11 protein-coding genes are annotated in these 16,620 nt (G+C 45.5%); 4 read left to right on the top strand and 7 right to left on the bottom strand.

From position 1 onward, the window contains the following. Positions 1 to 131 precede the first annotated feature (131 nt). From eboC to VIP81_RS05500, 6 genes are all read right to left on the bottom strand, one after another. Positions 132 to 1,010, bottom strand: coding sequence for a UbiA-like protein EboC (gene eboC, locus VIP81_RS05525; RefSeq protein ID WP_331957474.1), 879 nt, complete (start codon positions 1,008 to 1,010; stop codon positions 132 to 134). A 96-nt stretch (positions 1,011 to 1,106) separates the two neighbouring features. Continuing rightward, positions 1,107 to 2,093: a TatD family hydrolase gene (locus tag VIP81_RS05520; RefSeq protein ID WP_331957473.1), complete on the bottom strand. Its 987-nt coding sequence runs from the start codon at positions 2,091 to 2,093 to the stop codon at positions 1,107 to 1,109. A gap of 20 nt (positions 2,094 to 2,113) precedes the next feature. Next, on the bottom strand, positions 2,114 to 3,007 hold the full coding sequence (locus VIP81_RS05515) for an EboA domain-containing protein (protein WP_331957472.1): 894 nt from the start codon (positions 3,005 to 3,007) through the stop codon (positions 2,114 to 2,116). A 439-nt stretch (positions 3,008 to 3,446) separates the two neighbouring features. Beyond that, positions 3,447 to 4,979 carry a VCBS repeat-containing protein gene (locus VIP81_RS05510; protein ID WP_331957471.1) on the bottom strand — a complete coding sequence of 511 codons (1,533 nt, stop codon included), beginning with the start codon at positions 4,977 to 4,979 and terminating at the stop codon, positions 3,447 to 3,449. Positions 4,980 to 5,090: 111 nt separating this feature from the next. Continuing rightward, the gene (locus VIP81_RS05505) at positions 5,091 to 6,869 is read right to left on the bottom strand and encodes a RagB/SusD family nutrient uptake outer membrane protein (protein ID WP_331957470.1); all 1,779 of its coding nucleotides are present in this window, start codon (positions 6,867 to 6,869) and stop codon (positions 5,091 to 5,093) included. A 32-nt stretch (positions 6,870 to 6,901) separates the two neighbouring features. Then, a complete protein-coding gene (locus VIP81_RS05500; protein ID WP_331957469.1) occupies positions 6,902 to 10,138 on the bottom strand; it encodes a TonB-dependent receptor in 3,237 nt (1,078 codons plus the stop codon). Positions 10,139 to 10,862: 724 nt separating this feature from the next. On the opposite strand from VIP81_RS05500, the gene VIP81_RS05495 reads away from it, so the two are divergent. Beyond that, a complete protein-coding gene (locus VIP81_RS05495; protein WP_331957468.1) occupies positions 10,863 to 11,237 on the top strand; it encodes a transmembrane 220 family protein in 375 nt (124 codons plus the stop codon). A 217-nt stretch (positions 11,238 to 11,454) separates the two neighbouring features. Here the strand turns inward: VIP81_RS05495 and VIP81_RS05490 are convergent, their stop codons facing one another. Next, positions 11,455 to 13,701 (bottom strand): alpha-L-rhamnosidase N-terminal domain-containing protein, encoded by a 2,247-nt coding sequence (locus tag VIP81_RS05490; RefSeq protein ID WP_331957467.1) that lies wholly within the window; start codon positions 13,699 to 13,701, stop codon positions 11,455 to 11,457. 146 nt (positions 13,702 to 13,847) lie between these two features. Between VIP81_RS05490 and VIP81_RS05485 the strand changes: the two genes are divergently transcribed. From VIP81_RS05485 to VIP81_RS05475, 3 genes are all read left to right on the top strand, one after another. Continuing rightward, the gene (locus VIP81_RS05485) at positions 13,848 to 14,390 is read left to right on the top strand and encodes a DinB family protein (RefSeq protein WP_331957466.1); all 543 of its coding nucleotides are present in this window, start codon (positions 13,848 to 13,850) and stop codon (positions 14,388 to 14,390) included. Positions 14,391 to 14,475: 85 nt separating this feature from the next. Beyond that, positions 14,476 to 15,216 (top strand): SDR family oxidoreductase, encoded by a 741-nt coding sequence (locus tag VIP81_RS05480; RefSeq protein ID WP_331957465.1) that lies wholly within the window; start codon positions 14,476 to 14,478, stop codon positions 15,214 to 15,216. 179 nt (positions 15,217 to 15,395) lie between these two features. Next, on the top strand, positions 15,396 to 16,620 hold a 1,225-nt coding region (locus VIP81_RS05475; RefSeq protein WP_331957464.1), incomplete at its 3' end, for a TonB-dependent receptor.

The raw sequence follows: 16,620 nt of genomic DNA, 5'->3' as shown, positions 1-16,620 counted from the left end.
TATTAGCTGTTAGATTGTAGCGGTTAGATTTTAGCTGTTGGCTTTAGCTGTTGGCTTTTAGCTATTAGCGTTTCGATTAGCACTGCTCATCTGAAACACTAATAGCTAACAGCTAATCGCTAACAGCTGTTTTATGTTACTGCGAAGAGTTTCCCTAAGATGAGTGAAACCGGCAGGAACAATAAAACAATCAATGCAAAGGGCAGTGTGGCAAAAGCGGCGATCCATGCGGCATTCATGGCTATGAGGGCGATGATACCTCCTTTTACGGCTTTACCAATATTGGGGCCGGAAGGATTTTTCATGGCTTTGAACAGTGGCACATTAATCATTATGGCGAAGAGCAGAATGAAAGGCAGTGCTGTCCAGATGCGATAATGCAGGAAAGCGAGGAATCCCATGGTAATATATACCACGGCATAGCAAATAGCAGTGAGGCGTAAACTTTTTACGCTGCCACCATGTACTTCTCCTCTGCTGATATTGGTAACGGCTGCAATGTACAGGATGGGGATAAAGCCCATCCACCAGTAAGCCTGCAGCGCTTCCGGAACGATACTGATCCCCAGCAGAAGATTCAATCCGCGACAGAGTCCCATATTAAATGGTCCTAAAAAATGGTGATGTTTTCCCCATTTATTATATATGAGGGCGCTCGCCGCCACGCCTATGGCCAGCCAGCCGGGAAAGCCTGTGAGGCGTCCTACAGAAAAAGCGGCCAGTATACCTACCAGGAGCAGATAACTACCGAGTATGATGGCTTGTGTTTTGGAAATTACACCGCTTGGTATGGGTCTTTCCGGGCGTTCGGTACTATCCAGTGTGGCATCAAATACGTCATTGAATACTACTCCACCGCCGTAAAGGCCAATAGTAGCCAGGCAAAGACAAACTACGGGTAGTGTAAAATCCAATGTAAGCGTTGCGAATGAAACATTTATGAAATAGCCAGATATGGCCACACCGGCCAATATATCTGCTATTGCAGTGACAATATTCGCTGGTCGCATCAAGCGCAGATATCCAATCAATTTGCTAGCAATATAACTCACCTTAAAATTAGGTTTTCATGGTTCATTGCCAGCAGAAACGGATCTGTGTGGCTTTTACCGGATGATGGTTGTATTTTTGTCGATTCGAGGTTGCTGCCCTCCACGTAGTATAGAGCTTCCGTTAAATTTTTCACTTTGATCAATATTTCCTGCAATTTCAAAATCTGCTTCATTAATCTGTCCGCTCTGCGCGAAGGCTTTTACAGCATTGGTGTAAGTTACCAAATGAATATCATTCAAGTCAATACCACTTTCGTGCATTAAAGCGGCGGTTTTAGGAACGGCCAGCGGATCGCTGATTCCCCAGTCTGCGGCGGAATTGACCATGATACGTTCGCTTCCGTATTGCTTCACCACGGCTACCATGCGTTCATTCCCCATTTTAGTGAACGGATAGATGGTAAATGCAGCCCAGAAGCCACGATCGAGGACTTCTTTCACGGTTTCTTCGTTATTATGATCTACAATGATCATGTGAGGGTCCAGTCCGTGCTCCAGTGCAATATCCATGCTGCGCTGGGTTCCTTTTTTCTTATCGCGGTGCGGTGTGTGTATTTGCACAGGCAAACCGGCTTCCTTTGCCAGTTCCAGCTGGGCGCGATAGTATTTTTCTTCGAGGGGAGTTTGGTCATCGAAACCGATTTCGCCCACGCCCACTACACCTTCCTTGTAAATAAACTGTGGAAGTATTTCCATTACTGCTTCGGCCAGTTTTTCATTATTGGCTTCCTTGGAGTTGAGTCCAATGGTGCAATAGTGTTTAATACCGAACTGGGAAGCGCGGAAACGCTCCCATCCCAGCAGGCTGCTGAAATAGTCGCGGAACGTGTCTACTCCGGTTCTTGGTTGTCCCAACCAGAATGCAGGTTCAATAATGGCCACCACACCGGCATCGGCCATTGCCTGGTAATCATCTGTGGTACGGGCAGTCATGTGTACATGCGGATCAAAGAAGCGCATGCCTTTTATTTTATCGAGGAAAGCAGGTGTATAAGTGAGGGGTTGAAGATCCTTTTCTGTTAAATCATGAATTCCGCACATATCAAATCAATTTAATTTTATTATTTTAATATTTTTTGCGCCAATGTATTCCAGGTAAGGCTACCAGCCTGTATTTCCGCCTGCAGTGCAGGAGATTGAGCGAGCAGTTCCCGCGCAGGAGCGTAATTACTTTGTGCACATACCAGTGCAGCAGCTTCTTTTTCAATACTATTCAAAGAGTGCCAGATGCGGTTTACATCTCCCAAATTATCTTCATTTACAAAATTTACCAGGATACGCCACTGCATGGGATCAACGGTTCTGCCAGCGGCCCAGCGTTCGTGGGCAAAATCCACCAGGATATTTACCAGGGCGATGTTGGCTCTTTCGTCCAAACCTGTAATGAGGTGCAATGGTTTATCGGTGAAGATAGCTTTCATAACCAGCTGATTCCAGGCGGGTTCCGGAAGATATTTTGCCGGATAAGGATTATGCAGCATAATGGCTTCCTGTACAATTCCTATGTTAGACCGGATGCCTTCCGAGGTCCGGGTAATCCACTCTTCGGGCCATGGGAGCAGGGGCAGGGCACTGTATAAAGCGGCCAGCTCATTCATTTCTGCGGCATTGAACAGTTTTTCCAGGGTGTCCAGGTAAACCGCCTTATCTGTTACCGGCAATTGAAGGAGCCACCAGACGCGGGCAAGACGATCTAACGACCACCCCTGTACGAAGAATGACGGCAACAGCTGTTGCAGTTGTTCATTTTCCAACGGAGAAAGCGTAATGATTTCTTTACCTGTGAAGCGTGGAATAGCTGTAAAAGTCTGATTGAAGGGAGGGATAGCACCGGTTTGTTGCTGTATTTGCAAACGTTGCTGCAGCCAGTTGTTTGCTTTCTCGTTACCCTTGTTCCTAATGATCGTACTAAGCAGCGTGCTCACTTTATCCTGATCGTATGCATATTCAGCCACTGATATATCCTGTTTAAAATAATAATGCTGATTTCCGATTAAAATTAACCCCTAATAATGGGATTTTAAGAATTCAGCGGCTTTTTTATGATAGATGGCAAAAAAAGAAGACTAAACCGTTTACATCAAAGGTTGAGCGATGAGGTATATACAATAAAAGAGAGGCATTACTGCCTCTCCTTCCGCCATTCTAAAACCTGATTATGCATCAGGATATCTTTATATCACTGCGCCATTGACGGCGGTCACAGTGCAATAAGGTATATGTTTGGGAAAACGTTAATCAAGAACGATTGTACATTATTGACCATAAACATTTGAATGTTATTCTCCCTGGCCACTATCTGAAATAAACAATAATGTACGTAGCAATAATTACGGCCGTAAGATACATATTTCTGCTTTCATTCCAAATAAACAAACCAATTTTACGTTGCAATTAATGCTTCGAATTATTCTGTAATACTATAAAGGGTTGATATTCTTTCCAGTCTGGCTTATAATGATCGAGTATAATAAATCCCCGCGCATAGTTTCCTAGTACAATATCCAGGTCACCATCGTGATCATCATCTTTCACATCCATACAAATCCACCGGCCTTCTTTTTCAATCGGCGGTGCATGCGGTGTAAATGTAAACGGTGTATTGCCTCCTTCAAAAAAAATAAATTTCTCCGATGGATTTTGTTGATAATCCGCGAAGAAGGCAATGGCAGCGATATCTGGTTTACCATCCTGATTAAAATCTCCTGCTACAGCTTTTGTACATCCATTGACAGGGTAGTGCCAGGCGAGCCTGTATTTATGATTCCCTTCATTTACATAGACATATAAACCGTGGTAAGGTTTAAGCACCATAGAAAAATCCATGTTATCTCCACCCGTATATAAGATATCCAGTTGTCCATCTCCATTAAAATCCATCAGCTGAAAACTGGTAGAACCATATATTGGCGGGAATTTCAGGAGATTCGTTGATATAAATCCGCCTTTCTTATCATTTTCAAATAACCAGATTCCTTCATCGGCTGCTGCAAATAATACCATGATGTCCGTATAGCCGTCACTGTTAAAATCACCTGTTTCTGCATGAATAGCACCTGGCACTTCCCAAATGGGAAATTGTTTATAGTGATGATCCGGCAATTGTTTCAGCCAGTACAAGCCACCTTGTTTATGCCCAAATGCGCACACAAGCAAGTCTTCCAGTCCATCTTTATCAAAATCAGCAGCCAGCGTTTGCACCGGACGTTTCAGAAAAGCCATCAGGTCAGCCTGTTTGCTTTGCGGATCATCGGGGTTAATGCTGGTAATAATTCCAGCGGACACATCCAATGCGCGCAAGTTACCTATTTCAGTCAATATAGTTTGTTGTTTACCATTACTATCCTTTGTATACAATGCGTCTGTGGCCGGAGAAGGAAGACTGCGTATATTTACTGCTATCAACGCCGTATCCCATTTTGTCAGCGTATTATTTCCATCACTTGTCAGCACACCTCCGGTGGGCAGGAATGACACCATCGTGGTAGTGGCTACAAAATGACTGTCTTTCACTGCCGGTAATTTCAGGGAGAAGATAGACCAGTCGTGCTGCAAAGGAACGGGCGGTTTGGCAGGCATTAATTTTTCAGGAGCGGCGCTTTGATAATACTCCACCAGCGTCGTCCATTCTTTAATGGAAATAAGCGCCGGCTTATCGCCCGGCATTGGTGGGTAGTAATGATTCCCACTCCACACTTTAATGCCTAATTTGGGCGCCATTTCGGGCAATACGTGCTTTATCCAGGTGTCCTTATCCAACATGTCTGGTGAAACGGGTAGATGGCAGCTGGAGCAATATTTATCGGCCAATGCTTTTCCGGTTTCTTCTTTAGTGGGTGTATGGCAACTGCTGTTGATAATGATGCAGGAAGTGATGGTGAATAACAATGCCAGGCAATATCGTTTCATTCTTGGTTGATCTGTCATCAGGAAAATAATTTTAGCGGGCATTGTAAAGTACTAAAAATGTCCGCACAAAAAACGAATGCAGCGAAATGATTCGCTGCATTCGTTTTTATGGAAAGCTCAGGCTACTTATTAATAGTTTGCGTTCTGTTGCAATACTCTTTCTCCACCAACAATGGTCAGGTCAATCTGACGTTGCGGGATAGGGAAATATTCATTCTTCCCTTTTGTAAAATGTCCACCTTTCAAGTCGCCCGTGATACCTGATTCATAGGCAATGAAGGCATTCAGCGCCGTATCAGCAATGCCCCAGCGTACCAGGTCGAAAAAGCGGTGACCTTCCGTAGCCAATTCCAATTTGCGTTCAAAATAGATCGCCTTCAAAGCGGCATCTTTACTGGCAAAAGTGGCGGTATATCTACCTATTTTATAATTGGCGGCCATTTTGGTAGGATCAAAGCCGAGTAAAGGTTTGGTATCATCCAGATATTTGTGCAACCAGTTTTCAGGATGGTTGATAATTCTATCGCGGATCTGGTTTACCAATGCCGTAGCACCTGGCAGATCGCCGGTTTGGGCATGACATTCAGCAGCCATCAGTATTACATCTGCGAAGCGGATCAACAGTACGTTAATAGCGGATCCTGGCGCCCATGAATGTGCATCTTTGTATTTATCCTGGTTAAACTGCCAGTACACCATTTTCTTAGGAGCATAAGGACCTGCATAAGCCTGATCTCTTATCCAGCTTGCGCCCGGGTGATTTCCCCAGTCGTGGTAAGGGACTCCACGGCGGCCAACGGTCCAGTCGAGACGAGGGTCCAGCGAACCTGTTTCGGGTGTGAAAGCAGTAGAAGATAAAATTCCCTGGTCATTTTTCACCGGGGTTGTATTATAGGTATCCAGGTTAGGTAAGCCGGTAACCGGATCTGTGCGGTAAGAATTTACCAGGTCCTGTGTAGGCTGATAAAATCCGCAGCATCCAAAAGGGCTGTTGTACGGGAAGTTCAACATTTCTCCCTGATTAGCATTTGCAATGGTGTTGGTACCATCGTTGGCGTCCATCTGGATGGCAAATACTGACTCAGAATTATTCTTTTTGGCGGCATCAAAGTTATCCTCAAACGCATCGGTCAATTTATACTTAATACCGTTAGAAGTAACCCCTGAAGCAATGGCCTGATCAAATAATGGCATTGCTTCGGTATATTTTTTCTGATAGAGGTAAGTTTTGGCCAGGTAGATCTGTGCAGCCCACTTATTTGCGCGTGCCACATCGCTTTGAGTGGCGGGCAGGTTATCTGCCGCAAATTTAAAATCTGCTTCAATAAAAGGCCAGATATCTTTATCATTTTTGACACGGGGATTTAACGTTGTGTCGGAGATATAAGGTACGTTATTGAACATTTTTTTCAGCTCGAAATAGTAGTGGCCGCGCAGGAAACGAGCTTCCGCTTCTACTTGTTTTTTTTCATCGGCGCTCATGTCTGTTGCCTCCCCCAATTTTCCCAGAACGGTATTGGTACGGGTTACCCCTTCATAAACAGCTCTCCATTTGGTATTAAAAAAGCCGTTACTGGCATCTACTGTAAATTTCGCGATAGGATCAATACCTGGCTGGTCACCGCTGAAGCTACCTTTATGCGAGTCACCGCCGGCAACGCTGCCATAGATCCAGTTGGTAGGAGAAGCTTCCCATGGGCCGCCGCCACCAAGGGCCGCCTGGGCTGTTTGCTGGCCATCAAGGGCTGCATATGCGCCCACCAGCAAATAATTTATACCATCTTTATTAGCTACTATTTCATCACTGAGTGATCCGATGGGAGCCCTTTCCAGGAAGCTTTTTTTACAAGCACTTATTCCTACTGTTACCAGGGCAAGCATGACACCTAAATATTGTAATGTTTTCATTTTTCTCAATTTTGCTTTTCAGAAAAAAATTATCAGAAGGTAACATTCACACCAAGCAGGTATTGACGCTGATTAGGATAGGCTCCTTCATCCACGCCGAAATTGCTGGTACCACCAGTCACTTCCGGATCAATACCAGAGTATTTTGTAATTGTAAACAGGTTTGCTGCCTGTCCATATACCCTGAACTTTGTAATGCCCGCTCTTTTTAATACTGCGCCTGGTATAGTATAACCCAGCATGATATTTTTTGCACGCAGGTAAGAACCGTTTTCAACAAAATATGAGTTAGGTACATTGGAAGTACTGAAAGACGGTGAAGTTTCCTGAATAGGCGCCGTCGCGTTCTGGCGGGTTGGCAGCCAGGAATCATACAAGGCTGTTTTACTTTTCGCCCCTTCAAAAGAAGGATAGAAGTCGGTCCACCATTTTACCTGATTCCAGATTTTGTTTCCCTGCACGCCATACACGAATAAGCTGAAATCCCAGTTTTTATAGGTAAGTCCTATATTCAAACCATAGGAAAATTTAGGATTGGGGTTACCCAGGTAGGTACGATCTGCTTCTGTGATCCTGCCATCGCCGTTAACGTCTGCATATCTGAAACGGCCTGGTTTTGTATCTGTCTGATACACGATGGATTTATCATTAAATTGTTTTTGAGCAGCTGCATCAGCGTCATTTATTTCAGACTGGCTGTTCCAGAATCCGTCTACTTTATAACCATAGAATTCACTGATAGATTGACCAACGGCATTCCGGATAATGAAAGTACCATTAAACCGGCGCTGCTCCTGATCAAAATAAGGTGCTGCATCTGATATCTTTACGATCTCATTATGGTAGGTGGTTAAGTTACCATTCAGGTCCAGTTTGAGGTCTTTGGTAAGATTTAATTTTGCGGTAGCCGAGAAATCAAATCCCTTATTTTTCATTTGTGCGATATTTACAGAGGGAGAGGCAGCTATTCCATAAACACCGGGTAACTCAGGATTATAGAGCAAATCTTTTACATCTTTGCGATAGTAGTCTGCTGTTATTTCCAGCGCGCCTTTGAACAACGTTGCATCAATACCAATATTGGTGTTGATGTTACTTTCCCATTTTGCATCGGGGTTACCGATTCTATTGCGGTAAAATCCTTGCTGGACAATGTTTCCGGCGCCTTTCAGGTCATAAAATGAATTTCCTCTTTCAAATCCGTAAGCGGTAAAAGCGTTACCCGGATCCACATTGATCTGGTTACCCATGATACCGTAGCCTCCTCTGATCTTAAGATCTGAGATCCAGCTGATATTTTTCATGAACTCTTCCTGTGAAATACGCCATGCAGCACTTATCGCAGGGAAGTTACCATATCTGTTATTGGCACCGAAACGGGAAGATCCATCCCGGCGGATCAGTGCACCAACGAGGTAGCGGTCTTTAAAGGCATAATCCACTTTTGCAAACAGCGAAAACAGGCCATCTGTGAAGCTGTTGCTGTAGTTGGTAGGTGTACCGGTACCTGTACTCAGGTTGGTAAAGTTAGGATCAAATGTAAAGTAGTTCAGAGAAGTTCCACCTAAAATACGTCCCTGATTATTAAATGCTTCCGTACCCAGCAATACTTTCAGGTCATGTACCTGGTTGAAGTTCTGATGATAAGTCAGGGTATTTGTCCAGGTCCAGTCATAACCACTTCCGGCATTTTCTGTATATGAGTTTACTTTATTATTTTCTGCATTCTCATATTCAGGAAGTGTAAAGCTGTGATTATTGAAGGAATAAATTTCACCGCCGAAACTGGTACGGAGCGTGATATGCCTGAAGATATCAGCTTCTGCATACACATTACCCAATAAACGGCTGGCTAATGTTTTGGTAGTACCGAAACGATCCTGGATAGCTATTGGGTTACGGGCATTACCGAGGCCTTTACCGAAGCTACCTGCATAATTGCCTTTGATATCGTACACGGGGATAATAGGCATTTCACGGAAAGCCATACCAATACCACTACCTTCGGTAAGTGCACCGATCTGCGGATTGTTGATAATGGAATATTCTATGTTTTCTCCTACCCGTATGTGATCCGTAACATTATAGCTGCTATTGGATCTTACAGCATAACGTTTGTTATAAGTGTTCTTTAAGGTACCCTCCTGGTTAAAATAGTAGAAAGAGAAGAAATAACTTCCCAGATCTCCGCCACCCGCTACTGAAATATTATGGCTGGTGATGGGGGCCGGTTTGAATATTTCATGAAACCAGTCAGTACCTGATTTATTGGCTTTAACGATGCGATGAAAAGCATCCACGTCGCTTGCCACCTTATAGTCCGGATTTACAAAATAGGTAGATGGATCGGTTCCGGGATCGCCTTCCATGGCGCCAACAGGAGCGATATAATCCGGCAGGCGCGGTGTAGCGCCGGAGCCATATTGTTCATCCGCATAAGTAGGATTAGGAGTAGTGTTGGCGATAGCCATCCATTTCAGGTTGGCCTGTTCCTGCGGACTCAGGATATTCCAAACGTTGCCGCCTTGAGGGCGTTGTGTTCCGTAATAACCATCGTAAGAAACTTTTACTTTACCGGTCCCTCTTTTGGTGGTGATGACAATTACGCCGTTGGCAGCACGTGCTCCGTAGATAGAGGCTGCGCCGGCATCTTTCAGCACCTGCATGGTTTGTACATCATTGGGATTTACATCCGTCAGATTGGAAACAGGCACACCATCCACTACATATAGTGGGGTATTGCTTCCAAAGGTATTAACGCCGCGGATCTTTACCTGTGGCTCCTGTCCCGGCTGTCCCGAACCGAGAATGGTAACACCGGATACTTGCCCTTGCAGTTGATTGGCGATTTGCGAAGTAGGCTGTTTGGTCAGGTTTTCCACTTTTACGATGGAAACTGCTCCTGTCAGGTCTTTCTTTTTCTGACTGGCATAACCTGTCACGACTACTTCTTCCAGTGAACCTACTTTTTCAGTGAGGACCACATTCATCGGGTTGGGGCTCGCTGCTACTTCCTTTGGGTCGTAGCCGACAAAAGAAAAGATGAGTGTTTCTCCGGATCGGGCCTGGAGGGAAAAAGCGCCTGTTGGATCTGTAGCGGTACCGCGGTTGGTACCTTTTACAGACACAGTAACACCGGGTAGCGCATTGCCTGATGCCTTGTCAGACACTTTTCCCGTAATTTTCGTTTGTGCGTAAACGTTGCTACCGGCCAGCAGCAACAGTATGCCGCATAGTGCGGCAATGGCCTGGTAAAGTTTCTTTTTCATAACGTGATTTAAGCGAACGTTTAAGAAAAATTGTTAAAAAAAAAGGATACCTGTTGTGCATATTTCGGCTGTTGTACAGATACAACTTTGCATACGAACTCCTGCCCCGCTATGAAGTGTTCACAGCAGGTTCATTTATTCAACCAGTATATATAGCATAGGAATTCCAGTTCCGTTATGATACGCTCATATCGGATTCATTTATACAGCTGGTATAAAACATAAAACTCCCGATCTGCTATGAAGTGCTCATGGCAGACTTATAATACAGCTGGTATGTAAAGCATTAACTACCCATCATCTGTGCAAGATGCGCTACACAGTGAGAATAAAAAATAAGTGTCCGTACAACAGTTAAAATATAACTATTGAAAAACGAATAAGACAACCTAACAAGTTGTGCCGGACCAGATGATGTTTAAATCATGTCGAATCATAGTTTAAAATTGTTTACGATCTGGATTCGAGTCAATTATGATGTGAGAAACTTGTTGTTTGTAACAAACATTTTTAAACTCAGATTTTGGTTCTCACGTGGAATTGTGCTTATGATATCGAATATATAACATTATTTTAGCTCAGACAAATGCTCTTTTAACATTTTCTTTAAAAGTGCCAAATTTGCAGGCCATCCTTCCACTATTCCACACTGTTGGGATAAAATAATACAAGGAATATGCTTTTGAAATAGTTTTGTGTATGTTTAAGCCCTAATTGTTGTGTCATGAAAATATTGAATATTGTCTTTTGCCTGATGTTTATCCTTTTTGCCGGCTTACAATACAATGATCCTGATCCTTACGTGTGGATGCCCATCTACCTTTATTCCGCGGTGCTTTGCGGGATGGCGGCCCGGAATCGTTTTTATCCGAAATGGTATCTGATTGGCATCGCTTTATATTTTGCCTATGCTATTTATAAGTTTTTTGATCAGAACGGCGTGGAAGACTGGTTTACCAAACACAATGCAGAGAACCTGGCAGAAACGATGAAGGCAACCAAACCATGGATTGAGGAAACGAGGGAGTTCTTTGGATTGTTTATTTGTATCGGGGCATTGGCGATCAACTACTTTTACGCGAAGCGGAAAAAAGCGTAGAACGCGATTTTTTGTCTTTGTTCAGGATTATACTGATTTAGATGATTTAGATGATTTTTTCTCTTTTGATTTTATAGGATTTAAAAAGATTAGCGAAGATGAATGCATATACTGCTTCTATCTTCGCTAATCTTTTTAAATCCTATAAAATCAAAAAAACAAAATCTGGAAAATCATATAAATCAGTATAATCCTGAACAAAGACAAAAAATCGCGTTTACATACTAATCTCCTGTGGTCCTCCGTTTAAAGTTATTTCTTTACCTCTCCAGCGGAACCGTCCGGTAACGCCAAAAGGAAGTTTAACGGTACCCGATACACGATTATTTCTGAAAGACAGGTCCACTTCCATGAGGCCTCCTTCCGGATGTACCATGGTTGCTTTTACCTGTGGTGAAGCGCCCGGATCCGGCGCTATCAATACGGTTTTAAAGTTTGGCGAAGTAGATTGTATCCCTGTGGTAATGCCCAGCAGGAAAAGATTTGCCACAGCGGCGGCGGACTGATACATGACCGAACTATTCTGTTCCTTCAGGGCGGACAGCTGCTGCAGTTCTGCCGGGAAGGTACTTGTTACACCAGTTTCCTGCATCGCTTTAAAGATGTAATATTTTTCCCGCAGTGATTCCTCCGGCAATGGTTTTTCATTCAACAGGTGTTGCATGATGCTTTTCACCTGCCGTGGCGGCGCAGCCTGTGCGAGTATCACCATGGCATTGGAATAGCGGGAAAAGGTTTTTTTAGCGGGTGTTTCTGCATACAATCCCTTTTCGCTATCGAAGCATTGCTGATACAATACTTCCCGTAGTTTGTCGGCGATGCGGCTCCATGACAGTGAGTCGGCGGGCTTTTCGCAATAACCGGCGATGGAGGCTGCCTGTCGCAATGCGTACAGGTACTGCCCTGAAAGTGCGGTCAATGAGAGACTATCTTTATAAGGCATATGGCCGGGTAAGCCGGTAGCAGGGTCCTGGTAGCGATCTACCCAATCGAGGATGCTGCGAACACCGGGCAACAATTGTTTCGCCAGTGCTTTATCTCCTTTGTACAACAGGTAATCCTGCAAGGTCCCAATCCAGGTCAGTGCATCAGTAATATGCAGCAGGCGGTCGTCCGACGGATAACGGGAACGGATAAGTCCTTCCGGAATGCGCGACTGGTCGGCCTGTATCAGTGCATTTCTCAGCAGTTGATCATCTCCCGAAAAAAATGCAATGGCCAGCCCCTGGATATGTGCATCCTGAATATATTGTAGCTGTTCTTTACAGGGATCATTATAGAGATTGTCCTGGGCACCCAGTAGTGCGGCATGTTTACCGTTGTTCCACAGGGAATCTGTGGCTGCGTTGCCCGTGAAGGTGCTTCTGTCATTCAACCCGTACTGCGTATATACGTTATAGTAATCGACCAGTGTGAGTGGTGCTTTATCTGTTTCAATATCCAGCTGTACATACCGGAAGGTACGATAGCCGGAGGCGGTGAACTTGCGGCGGGTGCCGCCATCCGCGCGGATGACATCGCGCACCACGCTATTGCTGTTATAGGCTGCCTGGTAAGTAATTTTTATACTGGCATCCAAGCCGCCGCTGAGGAGCATTTCCGGGAAACCGGTGGTTTGTTGTCCGCAGTCGAGCTGTAGTCTTACTTTTCGTTTAGCCGGTATAGTTACCGGGGCCGTTCCTTTCAAAAAAGCAGGTTCCACGGTGATGCCCTGTGAAGAAGGAATGGCGGTAAAGTTTTGTCGTTCCTGCGTTAGGGGGCCTATGGGTCTTGGTGAGAGCAGGCGCCAGTCGTTGGCGCTGCTGCCCTGCAATGCCACGCCGGCAGTGGCCACTGCCGATTCCCAGCAGCTATCTTTAAAAGTGGGTTGTTCCCAGTCCCAGGGATGATATTGTGCGGTAATGCTATCGCCGGCATAGGCGCCATAGAAAGTACCGTCGGTTGTTTTTACGGGTAGCACCTGGTAGGCCTCATCTTCCCTTACCTGCCACCGGGTAGTGCCGGTGTTGATAATGGCGGCTTCACGTGGAGTATGCCCTTGTATGAGTAGCCCTGCAGCCGCAGTGAGTTGTCCGCGGGGCTTGCTGCTGCCGTAGTTCACCACTTCGGCAGCGATTATATTTTTACCATATTTCAGATAAGGGCTGATGTCTATTGTTTCGTAGTACCAGTTGGAGAGGTCGCCGCGGGCGGGGCCGATGCCGGTGAGGTGGCCATTGACATATAAACGGTAACGGTTATCCGCAGAAAGATGAATAATAAACGGGCCGGAATAGTTCAGTAATTCAAATTGTTTGCGGAAAAGGTACACGCCAAATGCTGTCGGGGCAGCAGTACCATCACTGATCCAGCGGGCATCCCATTGTAAGGGACTGTTGCGGGGAGTTTCCGGCGCCTGTGCGTTGCCGGTTATACTCAATCCTATGAGTGCCGACAGTAGTACACATCTTTGCAGATATTTCATAGAAAGGTAGTTGTAGATAAAATTGGTAGTCAGGATATGTTACCCACAAATATATTAAATATTATAATAAGATGATTTTTCTGTCTTTGGGAGACCGGATCATGGAAAAAAATTGTTCGTATATTCATCTCCCTTAAACTCACCGTATGAAAAAGAGCGATATCCAAATTGATCCGGGATATTATAATCGTTACATCAGCCTTGTACCGGACATCGACCTGACAACCGCACTGGAACAGTCTTTACAGGCCCTGCAGGCATTAGATATTGTGCAATTGGAACCGTTGGGTGACCATGCTTATGCACCCGGAAAATGGACCTTAAAAAACGTATTACAGCATATTACGGATACCGAACGGGTTTTTACCTATCGCGCCCTGATGTTTGCCCGTAAGGATCCACAAACGGCGCCCAGCATGGATCAGGACATCTATGCAGATAATGCCGAAGCAGATGATCGTTCGCTGGCGGAAGTGCTGGCAGAGCTGATTGCGCTGCGTACCGCCACCATTGCACAATTCCGTGGTTATACGGATGCGGCCTTGTCCAGAACCGGCATGAGCTGGAAAACGGAGATGTCGGTTTTAGCACTGGGATTTACCGTGGTAGGACATCAGCTGCATCACTTAGACATTATCGCGAAACGTTACCTGCAGGACCCGCCAGAATACGCAGCAGCGCATAACTAACATACAGGTTAGTAGTTAACAATTAGCACCCCTCTTCTTTAAACCGTTGGCTCCATCTAGCTTTGCAGGCATAAAATCATTTCATATGAAACGTCTGGAAAATAAGATAGCCCTGGTGACAGGAGGGAGTCGCGGTATGGGTGCAGCCATCGTAAAACGTTTAGCAGCAGAAGGCGCTACTGTAGTATTCACGTATGTAAAGGGCGCCGCTCAGGCCACAGCCCTGGTGGAAGAGTTAACGGCAAAAGGAGAGCAGGCAGCTGCTATAGCGGCAGACAGTGCAGATCCGAAAGCCGTGGTAGCCGCAGTAGCTCATACCGTGGATGCACATGGTCGTATAGACATACTCGTTAATAACGCAGGTACAGCTGTCATGAAACCTTTTGCAGAGTATACCCTGGAAGATTACGATCATACCATGGCGGTGAATACACGTGCCGTATTTGTGGGCACACAGGCAGCGCTGAACCATATGGGCAGTGGCGGTAGGGTGATCACTATTGGCAGCTGCATGGCCGACCGCGTAGTTGGTCCGTATGGTACCCTGTACAGCATGAGTAAATCTGCGCTCATTTCTTTTAACAAAGGACTGGCACGGGACCTTGGCAATCGTGGTATTACGACCAACCTGGTACAACCCGGCCCGGTAGATACCGATATGAATCCGGCAGATGGTCCGCATGCGGACTCTCAGCGTCAGCACATTGCTTTGGGACATTATGGTAAAGCCACCGATGTAGCCGACCTGGTCAGCTTCCTGGCCGGACCGGAAAGTGGTTATATCAATGGATCTGCATTGACCATTGACGGTGGGTTGAATAGTTAAGCACCCCTGTTTTTAGTATAAAAGACGGGTACCTTCAGAAGGTATCCGTCTTTTATTTTTCCGGCCCGGCAGCCCCTCCAAAAAAGAAAACTACTTCGTCTTTTGTAAATCCCGTTCATGATTAGTTTGACAAATGGTTTTTTAGTGTAAACTTGCGTTGCAATCAACTTTAGAGCAACATGAGCCGGAAATTCTACTACCTGAGCATTACCATTATCTTCCAAATTCTGTTAAGTACTTCTATCACATTTGCCTTTGAGGCAGACAAAGGCCACATCAAAGGCGTGGTGACGACCACCGACGGGAAACCAGCCGCCCATGTATCGGTGGATTTGGTGGGTACCTCCAGGAAAACCGTCACCGCTACTGACGGTGGGTTCCAGCTGCGTGATATTGCAGCCGGCAATTATGAAATACGTATCTCGCTGGTGGGCTATGAGCGACACACGCAGGCGGTGACCGTAATAGCAGGTCAAACCAGCAACATGGACATCCGGCTGAATGTATCTGAGCAGCAGCTACAGGAAGTCATTGTATCTTCTACCCACAACAAGTTTAAAACCAACAGCAGTAAGGACGTGGCCAAATTACCATTGACCAACATGGAGAATCCGCAGGTATATACCAGTATCAATAAAGAGCTATTACAGGAGCAGGGGGTATTTACTGCAGATGATGCCATCCGCAACGCACCGGGTATTACCAAGCTATGGAGTGCCAACGGGCGGGCCGGAGATGGTGGCGCTACTTATACGATGAGAGGGTTTACGACGGCCATCAAACTCAGGAACGGCATGGCCGGTCAGGTAACCAGCACGGTGGATGCTATTAACCTGGAGAAAATGGAAGTCATTAAAGGGCCTTCCGGCACCTTATATGGCAGCACGCTGGTATCTTATGGCGGATTGATTAACCGCGTTACCAAGCAGCCATTTGACCACTTTGGAGGCGAAATAAGCTATAGTGCCGGCAGTTATGGTCTCAGCCGGGTAACCGCAGATATTAATACACCGCTCGATAAAGATCATAAAGCATTGTTACGTATTAATACCGCGTATAACAGCATGGGATCTTTCCAGGACAATGGGTTCAGCAAGAACTTTGCATTTGATCCTTCGTTCACCTATAAAGTAAACGACCGGTTAACGCTTTCCTTTGAAGCAGAAATTAACTATCGCCGGGGAACGATGGCGGCGCAGTATTTTTTCAATACTACCTATGCACAACTGGGCGTGGACAGGGCTGATCAGCTAAATGTGGATTATAGAAAATCCTATCAGGCCGGCGATCTTGTTCAAACCAGCAATAACACCAACTTCTATGGTACGGCTGTTTATAAAATGTCTGACCAGTGGAAGTCGCAAACATCCTTCAGTACCACCCAGGGTAGTTCTAACGGCGCCA

It is taken from the genome of Chitinophaga sp., from assembly GCF_036566945.1.
Lineage (GTDB): Bacteria > Bacteroidota > Bacteroidia > Chitinophagales > Chitinophagaceae > Chitinophaga.
This window is presented reverse-complemented; position numbering and strand designations above follow the sequence as displayed.

Excerpts from the sequence above, each read along its gene's own strand:
- VIP81_RS05485 (WP_331957466.1), top strand. The coding sequence starts at position 13,848 with ATGAAAAAGAGCGATATCCAAATTGATCCGGGATATTATAATCGTTAC.
- VIP81_RS05500 (WP_331957469.1), bottom strand. The coding sequence starts at position 10,138 with ATGAAAAAGAAACTTTACCAGGCCATTGCCGCACTATGCGGCATACTG.
- VIP81_RS05510 (WP_331957471.1), bottom strand. The coding sequence starts at position 4,979 with ATGACAGATCAACCAAGAATGAAACGATATTGCCTGGCATTGTTATTC.
- VIP81_RS05495 (WP_331957468.1), top strand. The coding sequence starts at position 10,863 with ATGAAAATATTGAATATTGTCTTTTGCCTGATGTTTATCCTTTTTGCC.
- eboC (WP_331957474.1), bottom strand. The coding sequence starts at position 1,010 with ATGCGACCAGCGAATATTGTCACTGCAATAGCAGATATATTGGCCGGT.
- VIP81_RS05520 (WP_331957473.1), bottom strand. The coding sequence starts at position 2,093 with ATGTGCGGAATTCATGATTTAACAGAAAAGGATCTTCAACCCCTCACT.
- VIP81_RS05490 (WP_331957467.1), bottom strand. The coding sequence starts at position 13,701 with ATGAAATATCTGCAAAGATGTGTACTACTGTCGGCACTCATAGGATTG.
- VIP81_RS05480 (WP_331957465.1), top strand. The coding sequence starts at position 14,476 with ATGAAACGTCTGGAAAATAAGATAGCCCTGGTGACAGGAGGGAGTCGC.
- VIP81_RS05505 (WP_331957470.1), bottom strand. The coding sequence starts at position 6,869 with ATGAAAACATTACAATATTTAGGTGTCATGCTTGCCCTGGTAACAGTA.